This window comes from Oryzobacter faecalis, assembly GCF_046764005.1.
In the GTDB taxonomy this organism is placed as follows: Bacteria; Actinomycetota; Actinomycetes; order Actinomycetales; family Dermatophilaceae; genus Oryzobacter; species Oryzobacter faecalis.
In genome coordinates, this window is sequence record NZ_JBKOFW010000010.1 from 55,467 (window position 1) to 76,221 (window position 20,755).

The window sequence follows — 20,755 nt, forward strand, 5'->3', positions numbered from 1 at the left end:
CGGTAGGGTGACCGGCGTGAGCACGGAGCGGACCACGACCGAGGGGCACGGCGGCTCCGCCTCCATCGCAGTCCCCGACTACTGGTGGTACGTGGCGCGCGCCGACCTGCTCGAGGTCGCCCTGCGCGAGCGCGTCGAGGGCGCCGGCACGGCCCTCGACCTCGGCAGCGCCGACGGCCCGAGCGCCGCCTGGCTGCGCGACGCCGTGGGGCGCACCGCCTCCCTCGACATCGACCCCCGCGGCCTGGGCTCCGACGGCATCTGCGGGTCCGCCCTGGCGCTGCCCTTCGCCGACGAGTCCTTCGACGTCGTCGCGGCGTTCGACGTCATCGAGCACTGCGACCCGGAGGACGTCGCGCTCGCCGAGGTGCGGCGCGTGCTGCGGCCGGGCGGGCGCTTCCTCATGTCGGTTCCCGCGTACCAGTGGGCCTGGTCCGACTTCGACGTCGCCAACGGGCACCACCGGCGCTACACGCGCCGCCGGGCCGTCGCCGCGGTCGAGGGGGCCGGGTTCCGGGTCGACCGGGCGACCTACGGCTTCGCGTCGGTGTTCCCGATGTTCGCCGCCGAGCGCCTCGCGCGCCGGGTGGCGGCCCGCCGCCGCAGCAGTGCGGCTGACATCGTCGAGCTGCCCCACCTGCCGCGCCCGCTCAACACCGCGCTCACCGCGATCTCCCGGGCCGACCGCGTCGTCCTGCGGCGGGGCGACCTGCCGTTCGGCTCGTCGGTCTTCGTCGCCGCGACCCGCACCGGCTGAGCCCCTCTCCGGAGTCGTGTGCCGAAGTGGCCGCCCGGGCGGCCACCTCAGCACACGACTCGAAGGTGTTCAGCCGTCGAGCGGGCCGCCCGAGACGACCCTCGCCCGCACGTCGGCCGAGGTCGCGGCGAGCCCGGCCGGGAGGGCGGTGGCGGCCAGGGCGTCGACCTCCGGCCAGTGGCGCGAGCGCAGCCGCAGGTCGAGGACCTGGCCGGCGCCGCGTCCTCCGACGGGGATCGTCCGCAGCGGGCGGTGGAACACGCGTCGGGCCTCGGCGACGAGGTGGCCGACGGTGACCGGGGCCGCCGACGCGAGGACCTTGGCCACCACCGATCCCGGGGGCTCCCGCCGCGCGAGCTCGAGGCAGCGCAGCACCATCCGTCCCGCGTCGGGCGCGTAGAGGTAGTCGCGGATCGTGTCCATCGACACGAAGACCGGCAGCGGACGGCCGGTGGCGTCGGCGAGGCACAGCTGGGAGAGCAGGCCCTGCGGCTTGCCGAGCGTCTGCCCGGGGCCGTAGACGTTGGAGAGCCGGCCGAGGACGCCGCGCAGCCCGGTGCCCCCGACGAGGTCGCGGACCGCGTCCTCCATCTCGAGCTTCGCGCGGCCGTACGCCACGAGCGGGCGCGGGTCGGTGGCCTCGTCGAACGGGGGTGCGCTCGACCCGGCGTAGAGACCCCCGGCCGACGAGGCGAGGAAGACGACCCCGTCGCCGTCCGCGGTGGCCGACCGTGCCAGGGCGCCCGTCCAGGCCCGGAACACCCGGACCTCGGCGGCCAGCGCCTCCTCGGGCGTGGCGACGACGCCGGCGCCCGCACACCAGGCGACCGACCACGGGCGGGTGCCGCGCCGGACGGCGAACGCCTCGGCCTCACCGACGAGCACCTCGGTGCTCGCTCCCTCGTCGGCCCACGGGACGGAGGTCGTCAGGACCTCGTGGCCGGCGGCCCGGCAGGCGGCGACCACGTGCCGACCGACGAGCCCCCCGCCGCCGACGACCCAGGTGAGGGGGCGGTCGCCGGCCTCGCTCACGCCCGGTCCCGGCCCAGCGGGCCCTCGCGCGGGTCGCCCACCGGGAGGTAGAGCGGCTTGCCCATCGCCATGTTGACGGCCATGCCGACGTACTCGGCGATGACGCCCAGCGCGAAGAGGATGGCCCCGGTCGCGGCCATGAGCAGGACCATCGTCGAGGTCCAGCCGGGAGCCTCCCACCACCGGGCCGACCGGCCGACGAGGAGCACGACGGCGATGACCGGCGCCAGGACGATGGCGGCGGCCCCGGTGGCGCTGACCCAGCGCAGCGGCTTGGTGCCACTGGACAGGACGAGCCGCCAGAAGTGCGAGACGAGGCGGCGCAGGTCGTACCCGGAGGGCCGGTCGCCCTCGGAGCGCATCTCCACCGGGCTCGTCGCGACCCGGCGCGCGACCCACGAGATCGCCACGTCGAGGTAGATGCCCGGGCCCGCGTAGGCGGCGACCGAGCGCGCGACCTCGCCGAGGAGGAGGCGGTAGCTGTGGAAGGCGTTGGCGTCGGCACCGCGGGCGAGCCGCTGCACGAGCGACTTCGCCCCCCGCGACGCCAGGTTGCGGACGAACCCGTGCGGCGGCTCGTTCGTCGGGCGGGCGTAGACGACGTCGGCCTGGTGCTCCATCGCGGAGTCGAGCAGGTTGCCGAGGTGCTCGGGGTCGTGCTGGCCGTCCTCGTCCATCGTCGCGACCCACTCCCCACCGGACGCGGCGACGCCCGCGAGCGTGGCCGCGTGCTGCCCGAAGTTGCGGCTCAGCCAGACGGGACGGACCCAGTCGTGCTCGGCGGCGAGCTCACGGATCACGACGTCGGAGGCGTCCGGACCGCAGTCGTGGACGAGCACCACCTCGGTGACGCGGTAGGCGCGCCCCGCCGGGGAGGTGCGGACGGAGGTGCTCGCGACGAGCTCCTCGACGACGTCGCGCAGGGTCAGCTCACCCCCGTAGACGGGGATGACGACGGACAGCTCGTGCGGTCGGGGTCCGTCGGTGTCGTGGTGCACGGCGATCACCCTAGCTGCGCCCGGGCGGGCGTCAGTCGCGGGTCAGCTTGCGGTAGGTGACGCGGTGGGGGCGCGCCGCCTCCTCGCCGAGGCGCTCGATCTTGTTCGCCTCGTAGGACTCGAAGTTGCCCTCGAACCAGTACCACTTCGCCGGGTTCTCGTCGTCGCCCTCGTAGGCGAGGATGTGCGTCGCGACGCGGTCGAGGAACCACCGGTCGTGGCTGATGACGACGGCGCAGCCCGGGAAGTCGAGCAGCGCGTTCTCGAGCGACCCGAGGGTCTCGACGTCGAGGTCGTTCGTCGGCTCGTCGAGGAGGAGCAGGTTGCCGCCCTCCTTGAGGGTGAGCGCGAGGTTGAGGCGGTTGCGCTCGCCGCCGGAGAGGACGCCGGCCTTCTTCTGCTGGTCCGGACCCTTGAACCCGAACTGGCTGACGTAGGCGCGCGAGGGGATCTCGACGTGGCCGACGTTGATGTAGTCGTGGCCGCCGGACACGGTCTCCCAGAGGTTGAGGTTGGGGTCGAGGCCGCCGCGGCTCTGGTCGACGTAGGAGATCTTGACCGTGTCGCCGACGTCGACGACGCCCGCGTCGGGCTCCTCGAGCCCGACGATCGTCTTGAACAGCGTGGTCTTGCCGACACCGTTCGGGCCGATGACGCCGACGATCCCGTTGCGCGGCAGCGTGAACGACAGGTCCTCGATGAGGATGCGGTCGCCGAAGCCCTTGCGGAGGTTCTTGACCTCGATGACCTTGCTGCCCAGGCGCGGGCCCGGCGGGATCTGGATCTCCTCGAAGTCGAGCTTGCGGGTGCGCTCGGCCTCGGCCGCCATCTCCTCGTAGCGCTGGAGGCGCGCCTTGGACTTGGTCTGCTTCGCCTTCGCGTTGCTGCGCACCCACTCCAGCTCCTCGGCGAGGCGCTTGGACAGCTTGGCGTCCTTCTTGCCCTGGATGGCGAGGCGGGCCTGCTTCTTCTCCAGGTAGGTCGAGTAGTTGCCCTCGTACGGGTAGGCCCGGCCGCGGTCGAGCTCGAGGATCCACTGGGCGACGTTGTCCATGAAGTACCGGTCGTGCGTGACCGCGACGACCGCGCCCGGGTAGGCCGCGAGGTGCTGCTCGAGCCAGAGGACCGACTCGGCGTCGAGGTGGTTCGTCGGCTCGTCGAGCAGCAGGAGGTCGGGCTTCTGCAGCAGCAGCTTGCACAGCGCGACGCGGCGGCGCTCACCACCGGAGAGGACGGTGACGTCGGCGTCCGGCGGCGGGCAGCGCAGGGCGTCCATCGCCTGCTCGAGCTGGCTGTCGAGGTCCCACGCGTCGGCGGCGTCGATGGCCTCCTGGAGCTGGCCCATCTCGGCCATGAGCGCGTCGAAGTCGGCGTCGGGGTCGGCCATGAGGGCCGAGATCTCGTTGTAGCGGTCGACCTTGGCCTTGATCTCGCCCGCTCCCTCCTCGACGTTGCCGAGGACGGTCTTCTCCTCGTTGAGCTCCGGCTCCTGCATGAGGATGCCCACCGAGTAGCCCGGCGTGAGGCGCGCGTCGCCGTTGGACGGCTGGTCGAGCCCGGCCATGATCTTCAGCACCGACGACTTGCCGGCGCCGTTCGGGCCCACGACGCCGATCTTGGCGCCGGGCAGGAACGACAGGGTGACGTCGTCGAGGATGACCTTGTCGCCGTGCGCCTTGCGGGCACGCGACATCACGTAGATGAACTCGGGCATGGGCCCAAGGTTATCGACCGGACGGCCTCCTCCCCGAATCGCGTCACGCCCGCCCTCCCGCGCCCTCCGGCCACCACGGGCCGCCGCGGCGCCCGGGCCCCTCAGGCGGCGGGTGCCGCCTCCTCCTCGCGGCTGCCCGAGGCGTGCTGCCCCTCGGCGCCGGCTTCCGGCGGCGGTGGCTGGTCGCCCTCGACGACGTAGGCGGGCTGGCTGTCGCGTGCGAGGGACACCCGCGAGAAGGCCGCCGAGCCGAAGAAGAGGTCGTGGCCCACGGTGTCGGCCTGGACCTCGACGTTCCACCCGGTGGAGCCGTCCTCGCGCTGCCACGACGTGATGCGCTGCTTGCCGTGGACGACGACCGGCTGGCCCTTGCGCAGCGAGGCCGCGAGGTTGCCGGCCAGCGCCCGGTAGGAGGCGACGTCGTAGAAGCTCGGCTCGGTGTCGGCCCACTGCCCCGGCTGCCCCTCGACCGGGCGCCGCGCCGACGTGGCGAGGCGGAAGGTCGTCATCGGGGCGCCCGTCCGGGTCGTGCGGGCGACGGGGTCGGCGGTGAGCCGCCCCCTGATCGTCACGTAGGTCTCGTTCATCGGTCCCTCCCTCGGCCCCGCCGCTCGGGGCCACGACGCCAGCCTTGCCGGGCACCGGGACCCCGGCAACGGCCCGGCCGAACCTGTGGAGAACCGTCCTCGCGAGCCCGGCCTGTGGACGACGCGGGCCCCCCGAGGGGTCGGAAGGGGCGAGGAGGGAGCGGAAGGGCCCGGGCCCGGAAGGGTCAGACCGCGGCGGCGCGGGCCAGCGCCTCGCGCGTGGCGGCGTGCCGCCCGAGCACCCGCTCGACCGGCTGGACGATGCGCTCCTGGGCGACGCCCTCGATCGAGGCCCGCAGGCGCCGGTCCATCACGGCGCCGCGGCGGCGTGCGCCGATGCCTGCGAGCCACCGCGCGACGACGGCGAGGAGGAGCCCGCCGAGCAGGCCACCGAGCAGCAGCACGGCCGGGATCGGCAGCACCCCCCAGGTCGGCGGCTCGCCCACGACGACGTCGAGCTGGAGGAGCCCCATGACGACGTAGAAGGCCAGCCACAGCAGGCCGGCCACGGCCGCCCCGGCGAGGAGGAGCTGCAGGGCCCCGACGACCCGCCACCACACCGGGGACCGGGCGAAGAGGGAGGTGCCCACGACGGCCTGGTCGAGGGCGTCACCGAGCCCGGCGCCGGGCGGGGTCGCGGCCCGGTCGACCGCCTCGGCCCACGGCGTCGGGAGGTCGGCGCCCGCGCGGTCGGAGAGCCGGCGCGTCGCGAGGTCGACGGCGGCACGCGCGGCCGGCGACGGCGGCGGCAGCGAGGACCGGCCCAGCACCGAGCGGACGTCGGCGTCCGAGACGCTGATGTCGCGCCCGTCGAGCCGCAGCCGTCGCAGCGGCCGCGCCCGCACCCGGTGGACCCAGCGGGTGAACGGCCATCCCGTGGAGGCGACGGCCTCCCTGCGGTAGTCGCGGCGCACGGCCTCGACGACGGTGGGGACACCGGCGCTGCGGGCCAGTGCCTCGAGGAGCTCGGTGCGCGCGGTCGCGTCGACGGAGGGCTCGGAGGGCGCCACGTGGTCGGCGAGTGCCCTGGCCGCCATCCGGACGTCGCCGGCGAGGCGGGCGCGGGTGGCGGTGCGCGCAGCGACCGCGTTGGCGAGGCGCTGGCGCAGCTCGTCGGTCCCCTGGCCGGAGGCGACCGACGTCGCGAGGACGGTGGCCCGCGGCACGCCGTCGCGCTCCATGAGCCGGACGAGGTCGGCGCGGCACTGCTCGACCTGCTGCGGGGTGAGCCGGTCGACCTGGTTGAGCACCACCATCGTCACGGCCTCGTGGGTGGCGAGCGCGGCCACGTGGTCGTCGTGCAGGCGGGCGTCGGCGTACTTCTGCGGGTCGGTGACCCAGACGAAGAGGTCGACGAGCTCGAGGACGCGGTCGGCCTCCTCGCGGTGCGCGACCTCGCGGGAGTCGAAGTCCGGGAGGTCGAGCAGGACGAGCCCGTCGAGCGTCCCCACCGGCCCGGCGCCGTCCTGCCCGCCGTCGGCCCCACCCGCGTGCGTGGAGGCGGGGACGAGGTGGCGCCTGCCGACGCCCAGCCAGTCGAGGAGCTCTCCGGCGGGCTCCCTCCCCCACACGGCCGCGGTCGGGGTCGAGGTCGTGGGCCGACGGACGCCGACCGTCGCGACGGCATCGCCGACGATCGCGTTGAAGAGGGAGGACTTGCCGCTGCCCGTGGCGCCCGCGAGCGCGACGACGGTGTGTCCGCCGACGAGGGCGGTGCGTTCGCCGACCTTTGCCACGACCGTGCCGGCGCGGTGGCGCTCGTCCGCGGGCAGCTGCTCTCCCCCGGCGTCGACGGCCGCCGAGAGCGCGTCGGCGGCAGCGGCGAGCTGCTCGGGCGACACGACGGCACCGCGGGCCGAGCCCATGCGGAGCGGGCTCACCGCACCACCGCCCGGACCCGGCCGGCGGCGCTCGAGAGGCGCACGGCCTGGTCGGCGGGGGCGACGCTGTCGGCGAGCGCCGTGGCGTAGCGCGCTCGCTCGGCGTCGTAGAGCTCGTCGGTGAGCTCGAGGAGGCGGGCGCGTGCCTTGGCGGCCATGTCGCGCACGGCCTGGTCGCCGAAGATCGCCTCGAGGACGCGCTGCGCCAGCAGGGCGGTGCCGCCGGCGATGCCGATCTCGGCGCCGACGAGCCCGCCGGTGCTGCCGAACGCGACGAGCATGAGGAACAGGCCGATCGCGTTGACCCCGTAGGCCGCGATCCGGGCGTTGGTGCGGCGTCCCGCACCCTCGGACCGGACGAGCTCGAGGACGTCGCCCTGCCAGTCGCGCACGAGCCGCTCGACGTCGGGGCCGAGGTCGGCCGAGGTCTTGGTCAGTGCCGGGTGGTCGCGCAGCACGGCGGGCCCGCCCGCGAGGCGCCGCCACGCGCGGACCGTCTCGGAGGTCGCGGCCTCGGCGTTGGAGAGCAGGAGCGCGGCGACGCCGGTGTGCAGCGCCTCGTCGAGGGAGCCCGACGGCTGCGGGGCGCCCTTGACGGCGGCCGTCACCTTGTCGCGCCACCGCGAGATCGTCGACTCGACCTGGCGGAAGAACTCGCCCGTGCCGACGAACTCCTGCCAGCGCGCGAGGACCTCACCGCGCAGGAGGGTGCCGTCCGTCATCCCGTCGGCGACCCGGCGGCGCGCCTCGGCGAAGGCCTCGTCGGTGGCGCGGCGCAGGGCGGCGGCGGCGTCCTGCTGGTCGCGGCTGGCGACGACGAGCTCGGCGGTGCGCCCGGACAGCGACTCGACCGCACCCCGCAGGGTCTGGCCGACGACGATGGAGCGGGCGCGCGCGTCGCCGGCGAGCGCCTCGAGCCACGAGCGGAGGCGGTCGACGGCCTGCTCGGGCAGCCGGCCGTCGTCATCGAGCGTCGTCTCGGGGATGGTGAAGATCGGTGCGGTCGGCAGGCCCTGCTCGCGGAGCATGGACGCGAGGTGCGGACGGATCTCGTCGACGGCCTCCGGCGGGATGCGGTCGAGCACGATGGCGACCGCGGTCCCCCGGTCGGCGGCCGTGCGGAGGAGGTCCCAGGGGACGGCATCGGCGTAGCGGGCCGCGGTGGTGACGAACAGCCAGAGGTCTGCCGCCGAGAGCAGCTGGGTGGCGATGGCACGGTTGGCCGAGACGACGGAGTCGATGTCGGGCGCGTCGAGCAGCGCCATCCCGGCGGGCAGCGACCTCGACTCGACGAGGCCCACCGTGCCCGGCTGCTCATCGTCGACCGACCCGCCGGTGACGCGGGCGAGGTCGGGGAGGATCCGGGCCCCCTCGAACCACGCGGCGTCGTCGGGGTGGTGGACGAGCACGGGCGAGGTCGTCGTGGGCCGCAGGACACCGGAACGGCTCACGCGCGCACCGACGACGGAGTTGACGAGGGTCGACTTCCCGGCACCCGTGGAGCCGCCGACCACGGCGAGCAGCGGGGCGTCGAGGGAGCGCAGCCGCGGGAGGACGTAGTCGTCGAGCTGCTGGAGCAGGGCCCGGCGCGAGGCCTCGGCGCGGGCCCGTGTCGGCACGTCGAGCGGGAGGCTGGCCCCGTCGACGGCCTCCCTGAGGGTCTCGACGGCGGAGACCAGCCCCTCCACGTCTCCGACCACCGTCACGGGTCAAGGGTAACGACCACGAGGTGTGGTCCCCACCATTGACCGGGGCGCGGCGAGGTCCCACGCGATGATGACGGCATGCGGATGTTCGTCGCGGTCCTCCCCCCGGACCGGGTCGTCGAGGACCTCGACGACTTCCTCGAGGTGCGCCGCGACGCGGCGGGCGCACCCCGCTGGTCGGCGTCGCACCAGTGGCACGTGACCCTCGCGTTCCTGCCCGACGTCCCCGAGCGCGCGGTCGAGCCCCTGGTCGACGGAACCGCCGCGGCGGCAGCACGCACCGAGCGGATGTCGTTGTCGCTCACCGGGGGTGGCTGCTTCCCCGATGTCGCGGCGGCGCGCGTGCTCGTCGCGGAGATCGGTGGGGGCGAGTCGCTGGCACCACTGGCCCGAGCGGTCCGCTCGGCCGCCTCGGTCGTGGGGGCCGCCCCCGACGGTGGCCCGTTCCGGCCGCACCTCACCCTCGGGCGGTTCGGCCGGCCGACCGACGCCACCCGCTGGGTGCGCCTCCTCGACACCTATCGCGGGCCGTCGTGGACGGTGGAGGACGTCGCGGTCATCGCGTCGCACCTGCCGCGGGAACGCGGGCACCGTCCGCGCCACGAGGTCCTCGCGAGGGTGCCCCTCAGCGGCTGACGCGGACCTCGTCGCACAGCTCGCGGGCGGCACCGGCCCACGTGGCCCACGACAGCACGGTCGCCCCACGGTCGCGGCTCGCGCGCGCCATCGTCCGCCACCGTTCGTGGTCCGTGAGCCGGGCCAGCGCGTCGACCGACCCCGCGACGAGGTCGTCAGGGTCGACGAGGAACCCGGTCACCCCGTCCTCGACGATGCTCGGCACGCCACCGGTCCGCGCGGCGACGACCGGCAGCCCGGACGCCGTCGCGTCGGTGAGGGTCACGCCGCCGGCGTTGGCACGGGCGGGCTCGAGGAGGACGTCGTGCGCGGCGTACAGCTCGCGCATCCGTGAGCGCCGGACCCGACCGACCCGCCGGACACCCGAGGGCAGCCCGGGCGCGTCGCCCACGACGGTGAGGACGTTCCGGACGCCGCGGTCCCGCAGCCGGGCGACGACCTCGAGGGCGACGTCGCCGCCCTTGCGCGTCCAGTCGCTGCCGACGAACAGGACCCGCAGCGGCTCCCCCGGCCACGGGCCGCGCGAGGGCTCCGTGGCCACCACCGACGGGCCGAACGGCGAGACCCGCACCCGCGACGGGTCGACGCCGTAGTCGTCGACGAGCGAGGCGGCCGCCCAGTCGGAGGCGAGGAGGAAGCCCGCCGCACGGCGGGCGGTCCGGCGCCCGAGGGCCTCCCCCTGCCAGCGCGCGGGCGCGGAGAGGCTCGAGAACAGCGGGTAGTAGCCGACGAGGAGGCGGAAGGTCGCATCGCTCACCTCGACGACCGGGACGTCGAGGTCGGCGAAGGCGAGGGTCGAGGACGCTGCCACCGACAGCACGACGTCGACCCGCGCGGCCGCCACCGCCTCGGCCACGGCCGGCCCCGTGGCCCGGCTGGTCGCGAGGCCGTGGCCGGGCAGGTAGCCGCGTCGCAGCGCCCCGAGGGCCCGGGTCGCGGCGCGGTCGAGCAGGTGGTGCGGCACGTCGGGCACGGGCACGTGGACGACCTCGGCCTCCCGGCGCAGCGCGGCGACCATCGGCGTGAGGATGCCGGACCAGGAGTCGGGGTCGTCGAGGGACCACGGCGTGAGGAACCCGATCCGCATCCTCGCCCTCCTGTCGTCCCCGCCGAAGGTACCGGGCCGGTCCCGGGACTGTGCGTGGATCCGGCCGGAGCCGGCGTCAGGACCAGCGCAGAGGTACCGAACCCCCCGGTGAGCGGTCTGAGCAGGTAGGACTTGGGCATGGACTGGTACCTCGAGCGCGCGGATCTCGTGGGAGAGCTGCGCCACGAGGTGGGCGCGTTCCTCCGTCGTCATGCCGTGCCGCAGAGTGGAGCCGACGTGGAGGATGCCGAGCTCATCGTGAGCGAGGCGGTCGGCAACGCGATGCGTCATACCGGAGGTCCCGTGTGGGTGGCCCTTGCGTGGACCGGGGATCACCCCGTCCTCCAGGTTCTCGACTGCGGTCCGGGCTTCGACTCGGAGCTGCTTCGACCCAGCATGGCCGTCTCGACGACGGGAGGCGGACGCGACCTCCCGCGAGGCCACGACGAGCTCGCGGCTGAGGAGGAGTCCGGTCGGGGCCTGATGATCATCCGACTGCTCTCACCCGACGTCGCGGCGACCGCCCGAGCCCACGCCGGCATGGTGCTCTCGATCTCCCTTCCGGTCCGGCGCGCCCCCACCCGGAGCCTGGACCCTCCTCGGCACCACACCAGCTCCCTCCCCGACCTGGACGAAGCGCGCCCGGAGGGCGGTTTCGGCAAGGAGTCGTTCCTGCGGGCGCTGGTGGTGCAGCTGTCCCGCGCCGTGGAGGAGGACCACGGCCCCGATGCCGCCGAGGCCGCGGTGGCCCAGGTGGGCGGTGACGTCGGCGGCCAGATGGAGGAGGAGTTCCGACTCGCGGAGTCCGTGGTGGGCCGGCTGTCGCCCGCTCAGCTCGGCCAGTGCTTCGTGCGGCTGAAGCACGCCATCGACGGAGGTTTCAGTGTCGTGGAGGCGAACACGGAGCGAGTGGTGCTGGAGAACACCCGCTGTCCGTTCGGCGAGGCCGTCCGCAAGGCACCGGCCCTGTGCCGCATGACCTCCAGCGTCTTCGGCGGGATCGCCGCCAGGAACAACGACACCGGGGCCTCGGTGCTCCTCGAGGAGCGCATCGCCGTCGGCGACCCCGGGTGCCGGGTCATCGTGTACCTCGGCGCCCACCCTTCGGAGGTCGACCCGTTCGTGCACCACTACCGGTCGCCACGTCGTCCTTGACGGCTCGGCCCACCGCAGGTTGGGGCCGTCGGTCCCGCACGCAGGGGTGCCACCCACGGCGCAGGGGTGCCGCGGGTGGCACCTGGGACCATGATGGCAAGACCCTGCGCTCAGCAGGGTTATCGCGACAGAGGATTCCTGGACGGCGGCGATGGTGCACCTCGCGGGTCGCGCCCCCGCAGGAGCCGCCGCAGGCGCTCCGCGCGGTGCGGCGCTCAGCGCCCCCGGCAGGACTCGAACCTGCGACCTCGAGATTAGAAGGCTCTTGCTCTATCCGGCTGAGCTACGGGGGCGTGGCGCCCGGCCAGCGGACGCCGCCGCCAGTGTAGGTGCGCCGCCCGCCCGGCACGCTCCGCCCGCTCAGCCCGCTCCACCGGACGCGAGCTGCCGCGAGCGGCGCAGGGCCAGCTCGGCGAGCGCGGCGGCGACGTCCGGGACGACCGCGTCGTCGAAGGCCGCCCGCGGCGAGTGGTTGTCCTCGGCGAGGGAGAGGTCGTCGTGGACCGCCGCCCCGATGTTGAGGTAGCAGCCGGGCACCTCGTCGAGGACGAACGACATGTCCTCCGAGCCGGCCTCGGGGTTGGGCATGTCGGCCCACCGGTCCTCGCCGAACAGCTCGACGACGGTGCCGCGCGCGAACTCGAACTCGGCCTCGTCGTTGACGGTGACCGGGTAGCCGTTGCCGATCGTCACCTCCGCGGTCATGCCGTGGGCCTCGGCGATGCCGCGCGCGACCCGGGTGACGACCTCGTGGGCCCTGGCGCGGTGCTCCTTCGAGAAGGTCCGCAGGGTCGCCTCGACGTGGGCGTCGTCCGGGATGATGTTGTCCTTCGTCCCCGCGGCCACCTTGCCGACGGTCAGCACCACCGGGTCCCACACCGAGAACTGCCGCGTGACGGCCGTGTGGAACGCGAGGACGATCTCGCACGCCACGGGCACCGGGTCGCGGGTCTTCTCCGGCGCCGACCCGTGGCCGCCGAGACCGCGCACGACGACGTGCACCTCGTCGGCGGCGGCCATGAGGGGCCCGGGCCGCCCGAACCAGGTGCCCCGCGGGAAGTCCGCCGCGTACACGTGCACGGCGTAGGCCGCGTCGACGCGCCGACCCGCGGCCTCCAGCAGGCCCTCGCGGATCATCGGCTCGGCCCCGCCCGGGCCCTCCTCGGCCGGCTGGAACATGAGCACGACGTCGCCGACGAGCTCCTCGCGCAGGCTGTCGAGGATGCGCGCGGCACCCACGAGCCCGGCGACGTGGAGGTCGTGCCCGCACGCGTGCATCGACCCCGGGCGCTCGGACCGGTACTCGACGTCGACCTCCTCGGTGACCGGCAGCGCGTCCATGTCGCCGCGGAGGAGGACGACGGGGCGCTCGCCCTCGTGGGGGGCCCGGCCCCGCAGCACCGCGACGACGGAGTCGAGCGACTCCCCCAGGGTCACCTCGAGGTCGATGCCGTCGAGCGCCTCGAGCACCAGGCCCTGGGTCTCGGGCAGCCGCAGCCCGATCTCGGGGATCCGGTGCAGTGCCCGGCGCAGCTCGACGAGCTCGGGGGCGATGGCCCGGGACAGGCTGAGGGCGTCGGTCACGGTGGTCCTTCCGGTCGGGTCGTCAGGCGACCCCGGCAGCCTCTCAGGTGACGGGGAGGCCGACGAACTCGGCCCGGCGCGCGGTGAGGGCGCGCAGGAGCACGCGCTCGGTCTCCACGGCGTGCTCGTCGGCGGCCGCGTGGTGCATCCGGCGGCGCAGCAGCGCGAGCTCGCTCGCGGTGTCCTGGAAGGCCCGCATCGAGGCGAGCCCGGCCCGGCCGGAGTTGGCCCGCGCCCACTGCCGGGCCTCGCGGCGGCGCGTCATCGAGGCGAGCATCGTCACCTCCCCCGGCGAGAGCCAGCCGGCGTCGGCGTACGGGCGCAGGTGCTGACCGATGAGGTGCCCCTCGTGGCGCCGGGCCCAGCCGACGAAGACGACGAACGCGAGGAAGACCGGTACCTCGACGAGGAGGTAGACGACGACGAGGCCCTGGCCACCGGTGACCGCGGCGAGGTTCCACAGCGCGTGCGCGAGCACGGCGAGGACGAACCCGGCGACCGGCGCCACGAGCCGGGGCAGCCACGAGCGGCTCGTCGCGGCGACCCCGATGCCGACCCCGGTGAGGATCGTGAACATCGGGTGGGCGAAGGGCGAGAGCAGGCAGCGGGCCACGAACGTCGCCCCGAGGGCCTCGTTGCCGCCGTCGGTGTAGGCGACCGCGAGGTACTGGATGTTCTCGGTGAACGCGAACCCGGCCGCCGTGATCCCGGCGTAGACCATGCCGTCGGTGATGCCGTCGAACTCGCGCCGCCGGAACCACCAGATCAGCAGGACGAGCAGCCCCTTCATCGCCTCCTCGGTGACCGGGGCGACGACGACCGCCGCCGTCGCGAGGGCCGCGTCGGGGTCGGAGGAGGCCTCGAGCACGGCGATGGCGCTCGTGTTCGTCACGGCGGCCACGACCGCCGCGACGAGGGCGCCCCACAGGAAGGCCCCGACGAGGTACCGGTTGGGCTCGGACTCGAAGCGGTCCAGCCAGAGGAACGCCGGGATGACGATGCCGAGCGGGATGACGGCGACGGCGAGGGCGAGGAGCGCGGTCGTCACGCCGAAGGCCGCCCCGAAGTACGAGGCCACGACGAGGGCGGCCAGGAGGAAGCCGAGGACCACGAGGCCGGTGACGACCCAGCGCCGGATGGCCGACCGCGCGGTCGGGTCGGTGGGGGCCGGGGGCCCGGCGTGATGGGCCGCGAGGTCCGCGCTCATGGGAGTCGACCCTAGTGGAGGGCCGGTCGCGGACGGAGGGCCTCACCCGCCGCGCCCCTAGCATGGCCCCCATGACGACCCCCGGGACCGACCGCGCCACCTCCGACCGCATCGTGTGGATCGACTGCGAGATGACCGGCCTGTCCCTCGAGCACGACGCCCTCGTCGAGGTCGCGGCCCTCGTCACCGACTACGAGCTCACCGTCCTCGGCGACGGGGTCGACGTCGTCATCCGGCCGCCGGAGGCCGCGCTCGCGCAGATGGGCGACTTCGTCCGCGAGATGCACACCGGCTCGGGGCTGCTCGACGCGCTCGAGGGCGGCACGACGCTGGACGAGGCGCAGCGGCTCGTCCTCGACTACGTCAAGGAGTTCGTCCCCGAGCCGCGCAAGGCCCCCCTCGGGGGCAACACCGTCGCCACCGACCGGGCCTTCCTCGCCCGGGACATGCCCGAGCTCGAGGCGCACCTGCACTACCGGATCATCGACGTCTCCTCGATCAAGGAGCTCTCGCGCCGCTGGTTCCCCCGTGCCTACTTCGCGGCACCGGTGAAGTCCGGCGGCCACCGGGCGCTCGCCGACATCCGCGAGTCCATCGCCGAGCTCCGCTACTACCGCGAGGCCGTCTTCGTCCCCTCGCCCGGCCCGTCGACCGACGAGGCCCGCGTCCTGGCGGCCCGCCACGTCACCGACCACGGCACCGGGGTCGTCGCCGGACCGACCGCCTGAGCCGCACCGGGCGGGGGGCGGTCAGAGGAGCCCGCGGATGACGCCGCGCACCTCGCCCCACATGCCCGGGTAGGCGAACGAGCCGGTGACGGCCGCCCGGGCCGCCTGCCCCACGCGCCGGCGGCGCTCGTCATCGGCGAGGAGCGACCCCAGGACCTCGGCGGTGCCGACCGGGTCGTGGAGCGGCAGCCCGACGGCGGTCTCCCCGTCCCGCACGTAGTCCTCCATGGCGGCGGTGCGCGTCACCGCGACGCAGGCCCCCGTGGCCGACGCCTCGAGGAGCACGCTCTGGCCGGTCGGGTAGGCGAGGTCGTGCGTCGGGACGGCCACGACCCGGGCCGACCGCAGCCAGCGCCGGTACTCCTCCGGTGCGACCGGCCCGTGGAGGTGGACGTTGGCCGGGGCGGTGGCGGGGTCGACGCGCCCCGGCTGGGTGATGACGTCGAACCGGGCACCGGGCAGCCGCCGCGCCGCCTCGACGAGGGTGTCGAAGTCACGCCCACGGTCGATGCCGACGGCCACGACGTCGCGGTCGCGCTCCACGGCCAGGTCGGGGCCGTACCAGTCGGCGTCGACGGAGAACCGCACGGGGACGACCCGGTCGGGGTCGACCCCGTGCTCGGCGAGGATCCCGACCTGGTTCGAGCTGAGGACGAGAAGGCGGTCGATGCCGGCCGCGTGCCGCCGGATGCGCTCGCGGGCGGCGGCGTCGCCGGTGCGCAGCTCCTCGGCCCACCAGCAGGAGAGGACGACGAGCGGGGTGTGCCGCATCGGCCAGACGCCACGGGCGCGCAGCCGCGACGCGAGGGTGCCCTCCCGCTCGAGGAAGGCGAGGACCGCGTCGGCCCGCGCGGCCGCGCGGGCCGAGCGGACCGTCCGGTCGACGGCCAGGCCGGAGCGGTGCTCGACGGCGTCGCGGACCTTGCGGTGGAGGGCGTTCCGCGCGGGGTTGACCCGCAGCAGCTCGAAACCGTCCCCCGCGAGGAGCTGGGCCCCGTAGGCGAACGACCGCGTCGGCGGGCCGTCCCGCACTCCCCCGCGGCCTCCCTCGTCCCCGTTGTCGAACAGACCCAGGACCCGCACCGTCATGGGTCCGGAGGGTAGCGCCCGTCGCGCGCCCCCGGACCCGGTCCGGAGCACCCCCGCGCATTGGGTACGATGGTCCGCGCTGCGGGCGCACCGGCATCATCGACGATGACGACGCGCCCGCCGTGGTGGGTATAGCTCAGCTGGTAGAGCACCTGGTTGTGGTCCAGGGGGCCGCGGGTTCAAGTCCCGTTACTCACCCCACGAGAAGGCCCCGGGCCCGCGTCATGCGGACCGGGGCCTTCCGCGTCCGGTCGAGTGGCCCCGACGCGCTGATGCCACCGCCGCTCCATCAGCGCGTCGTGGCCACTCGACTGGGGGAACGTCGTCTCGCGGTGTCGGTGGGGTCGGGGCGGTTTGCGAGGATGACGAGGTGTTCTCCCGTCGTGCGTCCGCCATCGTCATCGTCGCCCTCGTCCTGCTCGCCCTGCTCGCGGGCCTCGCGCCGGTGTTCGCGGCCCCGGCCTCGGCGGCGCCGTCGGTCCTGCCGGCCCACGCCCGGCTGACCGGCTCGACGCCCGCCGACGGGAGCACCGTCGCCACGGCCGACGAGGTCGTCCTCACGTTCACCGAGGACGTCGACCCGACCTTCGTGGAGGTCGTCGTCGACGGACCGGACGGCGCCGCGGTCGACGCCGCTCCGAAGGTCGAGGGGCGCGAGGTCACCCAGGCCCTGGGCGACACCCTCCCGGCCGGCCGGTACACCGTGACGTACCGCGTCGTCAGCGCCGACGGCCACCCGATCTCGGGGACGGTCTCGTTCACGACGACGACCCCCGTCGGCCCGTCCCCGAGCCCGTCGGCCGCCGTGTCCGAGCCCGCACCCACCCCGACCGCCGACGACGTCCCCGCCGCCGAGGACGGGGGGCCGGGTCCGTGGCCATGGCTGGTCGGCGTCGTCCTCGTCGCCGGCCTCGCCGCCCTCGTCACGCGGCGGCGCCTCCGCGAGGGGCGAGCGGCCGACGCCGGCGACGACGCCGAGCCCGACAGGGAGCGCGTCGAGGCGCACCGCGACCGGCGCGACGACCCCTTCGCCTGAGCCGATTTCGCTCCCGCGGCGGGTGGCTGCTAACGTTTTCCACCGCGCGCCATTAGCTCAATTGGCAGAGCAGCTGACTCTTAATCAGCGGGTTCGGGGTTCGAGTCCCTGATGGCGCACCACCTCCGAAGGGCCCCTCACGAGGGGCCCTTCGGCGTTCCCGACCTCCCTCCCGAGCGCCTCGGGCCCGGGTAGCGTGCAGGCCGTGACGACCCCCGAGCCGGCCGCGACGGTCATCGTGCCGACCCGCGGCGGACGCGACCGGGTCCTCACCCTCCTGCGCCTCCTCGAGGCCCAGGACACCGACGACCTCGAGGTCGTCGTGGTCGTCGACGGCGACGTCGACGACACCACCGGAGCGGTCGCCTCGCGGGCGAGCACCGTGCCCGTGCGCGTCATCACCTTCCCGGAGAACCGTGGCCGGTCCGCCGCGCTCAACGCCGGCGTCGCGGCCGCCCGGGGGCGAGTCGTCATCCGCTGCGACGACGACCTCGAACCCGGCGCGACCTTCGTCGGCGCGCACGTCGCCGCCCACGGCGACGGCGTGGTGGGCGTGGTCGGCCTGTACCGCAACGTGTTCCCCGACACCCCCTACGCGCGGGCCTACGGCCGCACGGCGGACGAGCGGTTCCGCGACGCCGCCTACGCCACGGCCGCCGACACGACGTGGCGCTACTGGGCCGGCAACGTGTCGGTGACGCGGGAGACGGCCGAACGCGTCGGCCCCTACGACGAGGCCTTCCGCGCCTACGGGTGGGAGGACGTCGACTGGGGGTACCGGCTGCACCTGCTCGGCGTGCCCGTCGTCCTCGAGCCCCGGCTCGAGACGACGCACCGGCTCAGCGCGGTCACGGCCCGCTCGCGGGTGGAGCGGGCCTTCTTCTCCGGTGCGGCCCGTCGCCAGTTCGTCGCGAAGCACGGGGTGCGGTGGCTGGAGCCGACGCGGCCGACGACGCCGTGGCAGGCGGCCGTCCGGCTCGTCGCCGCGGTCCTCACCGAGGGAGGGTCGCGCCGGGCCGGCGCGCTGGCCGACCGCGCCGCCGGGGTCCTTCCCGCGCGGGCGGGGCGCGCCCTCGTCGGGCTGCTCGTCGAGGCCGCCGGCGACGCCGGCTACCGGCGCGGGCGGGTGTCCGACCCGACCGCGGTCTGACGCCTACAGGTACAGGCCGGTGCTGCCCTCGGGCACCCGGCTCGCGGCGACCGCGTGGAGGTCACGCTCGCGCAGGAGGAGGTAGTCCTTCGCGCCGATCTCGACCTCGGCCCGCTCCTCGGGGTCGAAGAGCACCCGGTCCCCGACCTCGACCTGCCGGACGTTGGGGCCGGTGGCGACGACCTCACCCCACGACAGCCGCCGGCCGACCGAGGCCGTGGCCGGGATGACGATGCCGCCACCCGAGCGCCGCTCCCCGGCCTCGCCCTCGAGGCTGACGAGGATGCGGTCGTGGAGCATCCGGACCGGGAGGCGGCCCTTCCCGGTGTCGGGACGGGCGGGCACGTCAGTGGCGCCGCAGGCGGCGGTACACGAACAGCCCGCCGACGACGGCAACGACGGCGACGGCCGCGGCGAGGCGCTCGACGCGCAGCTCGCCCTCGGGGGTCGTCGCGACGTCGGCGAACCGGGCCTTCGCCGCCTCGGTCTGCCGGTGCAGGATCGTCTTCGGGCTCACCCGGTGCGCGAGCTCGTCGATGGTGTGGCCGAGCCGTTCGCGGCGGGCGGCGATCTCGGCCTCGAGACCGGTGACCGTCGTGGGCATGGCGGGGCGGGTGCTGCTCATCGCGTCATCCCTCCAGCCCGAGGTCGCGTCGCAGCTTGGCGACGTGGCCCGTGGCCTTGACGTTGTAGAAGGCGTGCGACACGGTGCCGTCCTCGTCGACGACGACCGTGCTCCGGATGACGCCCTCGACCGTCTTGCCGTAGAGCTTCTTCTCGCCGTACGCACCCCACGCGGTCAGGACGGCCTTGTCGGGGTCCGACAGGAGCGGGATGCTCAGGTGGTCGCGCTCGCGGAACTGCGCCAGCTTGGCCGGGGTGTCGGGCGAGACGCCGAGGACGGTGTAGCCGTCACGCTTCAGGGACTCGAGGGAGTCGCTGAAGTCGCACGCCTGGGTCGTGCAGCCCGGCGTCATCGCGGCGGGGTAGAAGTACACGATGACCTTGGTGCCACGCAGGTTGCGCAGCGACACCTGCGCGCCGGTGTCGTCGGTCAGGGTGAAGTCAGGGGCGGTGTCGCCGGGCGCGAGTCGGTCGCTCATCCCGTTCCTTTCGTCCTGCTCATCGCTCTCGTGAGCCAACCTACCCTTCCCGCTGCGGCGGGCCGTCGGTCAGTCCGGGGCAGCGTCGACCCGGAGCCCGGTGGAGACGGCCCGCACGAACGCCTCCCGGCCGTACGTGGCGCGCGCCCACTCCTGCGCGCGGTCGGCGGCCGGTTGGTGCGCCGCGGGGTCGGCGAGCACCGAGACCACCGCGTCGACGAGGCCCGGGGCGTCGTCGCGGACCGCGGCGAACAGGTCCTCGCCCTCGACCCCCTCCGCCCCCACCGAGGTCGTCACGACGGGCACGCCGTGGAGCAGCCCCTCGATCGTCTTGAACTTCACGCCGGCCCCCTCGCGCAGCGGCACGACGCAGACGGTGGCGACCGCGTACTCGGCGTCGAGGTCGTCGACCCAGCCGGCCAGGGTCGCCCCCGGCGTGGACTCCACGAGCGCCCGCAGGGCCGGCCCGGCCTGCGCACCCACGAGCCGGAGCGTGGCGTCCGGCACGCGTTCGCGCACGCCCGGCCAGATCCGCTCGAGCAGCCAGGTCGCGGCCCGCTCGTTCTCCGGGCGTGCGAGCCAGGAGACGAGGAGGACCACGCCCCGGCCCGGCGGACCCGGCGTGTGGGCCACGTCCTCGCCGCTCGCCAGCGGCGGGCGGACGACCCGGTGCGGCGGGTACCCGAGCAGCGCGGCGTCCTTGGTGCTGAACACCACGACGTCGTCGAGGGCCCGCACCATCGCCGCCTCACACCGGCGCGACCAGCGCACCCGGGCCGAGCGGAGGAGTCGTTCGCGGCGGGTCGCCGCCGGGCGGCGGGACAGCCCCTGCGACACGACGTCGTGGAAGGTGCCGCTGATCCGGGCCGTCGGGTTCAGCCGCCGGAGGAGGCGGACGAGCCGGATGGAGTCCGACCACTGCAGGTCGATGACGTCGGCGGACCGCACGGCCTCGCGGGCCTCGGGCGAGGACAGCAGGCCGACGACGAGCGGGAGGTAGGGCAGGCCCGGGTCGACGGTGCGCAGGAGGGTGTCGGCGTTCAGGGCGAGGCGGTTGAGGGCGCCGCGCAGGCGTCCCCGGCCCGGCTCGAGCCCGACGAGGAGCAGGCCGGCCGGCACGCCCGGCTTCCGGGCCGCCTCCCGGTTCGTGCGCGTGCCGGGGACGAGGACGCGCAGGTGGCCCTGGCGTTCCAGCTCGGCGCAGAGCAGCCGGAGGTAGACACCGCCCGCGTGCGGGATCGCGGCGTGGGGTGCCGAGGGGGCGATGACCAGCACACGAGGACGCGGCACCGCGTCATGCTCGCAC

General features: G+C 74.9%; 20 protein-coding genes and 3 tRNA genes. 8 read left to right on the forward strand and 15 right to left on the reverse strand.

All coding sequences use genetic code 11. The annotated features are described in order from the left end of the window. Nucleotides 1-16: 16 nt before the first annotated feature. The gene (locus ACK8HX_RS15470; RefSeq protein WP_411941619.1) at nucleotides 17-757 is read left to right on the forward strand and encodes a class I SAM-dependent methyltransferase; all 741 of its coding nucleotides are present in this window, start codon (nucleotides 17-19) and stop codon (nucleotides 755-757) included. A gap of 69 nt (nucleotides 758-826) precedes the next feature. Here ACK8HX_RS15470 and ACK8HX_RS15475 read toward each other — a convergent pair whose 3' ends face one another. From ACK8HX_RS15475 to ACK8HX_RS15500, 6 genes are all read right to left on the reverse strand, one after another. Beyond that, on the reverse strand, nucleotides 827-1,789 hold the full coding sequence (locus ACK8HX_RS15475) for an NAD-dependent epimerase/dehydratase family protein (protein ID WP_411941620.1): 963 nt from the start codon (nucleotides 1,787-1,789) through the stop codon (nucleotides 827-829). After that, entirely contained in the window at nucleotides 1,786-2,787 is a 1,002-nt protein-coding gene (locus ACK8HX_RS15480) for a glycosyltransferase (protein WP_411941621.1), read from the reverse strand. Before ACK8HX_RS15480 ends, ACK8HX_RS15475 begins: the two co-directional genes overlap by 4 nt. A 31-nt stretch (nucleotides 2,788-2,818) precedes the next feature. Next, complete coding sequence (gene ettA, locus ACK8HX_RS15485; RefSeq protein WP_411941622.1) at nucleotides 2,819-4,501, reverse strand: energy-dependent translational throttle protein EttA; 1,683 nt, start codon at nucleotides 4,499-4,501, stop codon at nucleotides 2,819-2,821. 101 nt (nucleotides 4,502-4,602) lie between these two features. Continuing rightward, on the reverse strand, nucleotides 4,603-5,088 hold the full coding sequence (locus ACK8HX_RS15490) for a single-stranded DNA-binding protein (protein ID WP_411941623.1): 486 nt from the start codon (nucleotides 5,086-5,088) through the stop codon (nucleotides 4,603-4,605). A 185-nt stretch (nucleotides 5,089-5,273) separates the two neighbouring features. Then, nucleotides 5,274-6,968 carry a GTPase gene (locus tag ACK8HX_RS15495; RefSeq protein ID WP_411941624.1) on the reverse strand — a complete coding sequence of 565 codons (1,695 nt, stop codon included), beginning with the start codon at nucleotides 6,966-6,968 and terminating at the stop codon, nucleotides 5,274-5,276. Continuing rightward, nucleotides 6,965-8,674, reverse strand: coding sequence for a dynamin family protein (locus ACK8HX_RS15500; protein WP_411941625.1), 1,710 nt, complete (start codon nucleotides 8,672-8,674; stop codon nucleotides 6,965-6,967). Before ACK8HX_RS15500 ends, ACK8HX_RS15495 begins: the two co-directional genes overlap by 4 nt. Before the next feature lie 78 nt (nucleotides 8,675-8,752). Between ACK8HX_RS15500 and thpR the strand changes: the two genes are divergently transcribed. Continuing rightward, nucleotides 8,753-9,310, forward strand: a complete 558-nt coding sequence (gene thpR / locus ACK8HX_RS15505) for an RNA 2',3'-cyclic phosphodiesterase (protein ID WP_411941626.1) — start codon at nucleotides 8,753-8,755, stop codon at nucleotides 9,308-9,310. Here thpR and ACK8HX_RS15510 read toward each other — a convergent pair. Further along, complete coding sequence (locus tag ACK8HX_RS15510) at nucleotides 9,300-10,397, reverse strand: glycosyltransferase family 4 protein (RefSeq protein WP_411941627.1); 1,098 nt, start codon at nucleotides 10,395-10,397, stop codon at nucleotides 9,300-9,302. The two genes, thpR and ACK8HX_RS15510, sit on opposite strands and share 11 nt — an antisense overlap. A 138-nt stretch (nucleotides 10,398-10,535) precedes the next feature. On the opposite strand from ACK8HX_RS15510, the gene ACK8HX_RS15515 reads away from it, so the two are divergent. Next, nucleotides 10,536-11,552 carry an ATP-binding protein gene (locus ACK8HX_RS15515; protein ID WP_411941628.1) on the forward strand — a complete coding sequence of 339 codons (1,017 nt, stop codon included), beginning with the start codon at nucleotides 10,536-10,538 and terminating at the stop codon, nucleotides 11,550-11,552. A 219-nt stretch (nucleotides 11,553-11,771) separates the two neighbouring features. Here the strand turns inward: ACK8HX_RS15515 and ACK8HX_RS15520 are convergent. The 3 genes from ACK8HX_RS15520 to ACK8HX_RS15530 form a co-directional block, all read right to left on the reverse strand. Then, nucleotides 11,772-11,845, reverse strand: a tRNA-Arg gene (locus ACK8HX_RS15520). Between the two features lie 67 nt (nucleotides 11,846-11,912). Beyond that, nucleotides 11,913-13,136 (reverse strand): M20 metallopeptidase family protein, encoded by a 1,224-nt coding sequence (locus ACK8HX_RS15525; protein ID WP_411941629.1) that lies wholly within the window; start codon nucleotides 13,134-13,136, stop codon nucleotides 11,913-11,915. A gap of 43 nt (nucleotides 13,137-13,179) precedes the next feature. After that, a complete protein-coding gene (locus ACK8HX_RS15530; RefSeq protein WP_411941630.1) occupies nucleotides 13,180-14,343 on the reverse strand; it encodes a PrsW family intramembrane metalloprotease in 1,164 nt (387 codons plus the stop codon). Between the two features lie 62 nt (nucleotides 14,344-14,405). Between ACK8HX_RS15530 and orn the strand changes: the two genes are divergently transcribed. Then, entirely contained in the window at nucleotides 14,406-15,071 is a 666-nt protein-coding gene (gene orn / locus ACK8HX_RS15535) for an oligoribonuclease (protein ID WP_411941631.1), read from the forward strand. Between the two features lie 21 nt (nucleotides 15,072-15,092). Here orn and ACK8HX_RS15540 read toward each other — a convergent pair whose 3' ends face one another. After that, nucleotides 15,093-16,160, reverse strand: coding sequence for a glycosyltransferase family 4 protein (locus ACK8HX_RS15540; RefSeq protein WP_411941632.1), 1,068 nt, complete (start codon nucleotides 16,158-16,160; stop codon nucleotides 15,093-15,095). Nucleotides 16,161-16,285: 125 nt separating this feature from the next. Here ACK8HX_RS15540 and ACK8HX_RS15545 point away from each other — a divergent pair. The 4 genes from ACK8HX_RS15545 to ACK8HX_RS15560 all read left to right on the forward strand — a co-directional run bounded on the left by ACK8HX_RS15545 (nucleotide 16,286) and on the right by ACK8HX_RS15560 (nucleotide 18,346). Next, nucleotides 16,286-16,361: transfer RNA gene (locus tag ACK8HX_RS15545), tRNA-His, on the forward strand. Nucleotides 16,362-16,530: 169 nt separating this feature from the next. Further along, nucleotides 16,531-17,196, forward strand: a complete 666-nt coding sequence (locus ACK8HX_RS15550) for a copper resistance CopC family protein (protein WP_411941633.1) — start codon at nucleotides 16,531-16,533, stop codon at nucleotides 17,194-17,196. A 46-nt stretch (nucleotides 17,197-17,242) separates the two neighbouring features. Further along, nucleotides 17,243-17,318, forward strand: a tRNA-Lys gene (locus ACK8HX_RS15555). Nucleotides 17,319-17,401: 83 nt separating this feature from the next. Beyond that, on the forward strand, nucleotides 17,402-18,346 hold the full coding sequence (locus ACK8HX_RS15560) for a glycosyltransferase family 2 protein (RefSeq protein ID WP_411941634.1): 945 nt from the start codon (nucleotides 17,402-17,404) through the stop codon (nucleotides 18,344-18,346). A gap of 3 nt (nucleotides 18,347-18,349) precedes the next feature. On the opposite strand, the gene ACK8HX_RS15565 is transcribed toward ACK8HX_RS15560, so the two are convergent. The 4 genes from ACK8HX_RS15565 to ACK8HX_RS15580 all read right to left on the reverse strand — a co-directional run bounded on the left by ACK8HX_RS15565 (nucleotide 18,350) and on the right by ACK8HX_RS15580 (nucleotide 20,739). Then, the gene (locus ACK8HX_RS15565; protein WP_459349938.1) at nucleotides 18,350-18,691 is read right to left on the reverse strand and encodes a GroES family chaperonin; all 342 of its coding nucleotides are present in this window, start codon (nucleotides 18,689-18,691) and stop codon (nucleotides 18,350-18,352) included. A 1-nt stretch (nucleotide 18,692) separates the two neighbouring features. Continuing rightward, nucleotides 18,693-18,971 carry a DUF3618 domain-containing protein gene (locus ACK8HX_RS15570; protein WP_411941635.1) on the reverse strand — a complete coding sequence of 93 codons (279 nt, stop codon included), beginning with the start codon at nucleotides 18,969-18,971 and terminating at the stop codon, nucleotides 18,693-18,695. 4 nt (nucleotides 18,972-18,975) lie between these two features. Further along, on the reverse strand, nucleotides 18,976-19,449 hold the full coding sequence (gene bcp / locus ACK8HX_RS15575; RefSeq protein WP_411941636.1) for a thioredoxin-dependent thiol peroxidase: 474 nt from the start codon (nucleotides 19,447-19,449) through the stop codon (nucleotides 18,976-18,978). A 69-nt stretch (nucleotides 19,450-19,518) separates the two neighbouring features. Further along, nucleotides 19,519-20,739, reverse strand: a complete 1,221-nt coding sequence (locus ACK8HX_RS15580) for a glycosyltransferase (RefSeq protein WP_411941637.1) — start codon at nucleotides 20,737-20,739, stop codon at nucleotides 19,519-19,521. Between the last annotated feature and the right edge of the window lie 16 nt (nucleotides 20,740-20,755).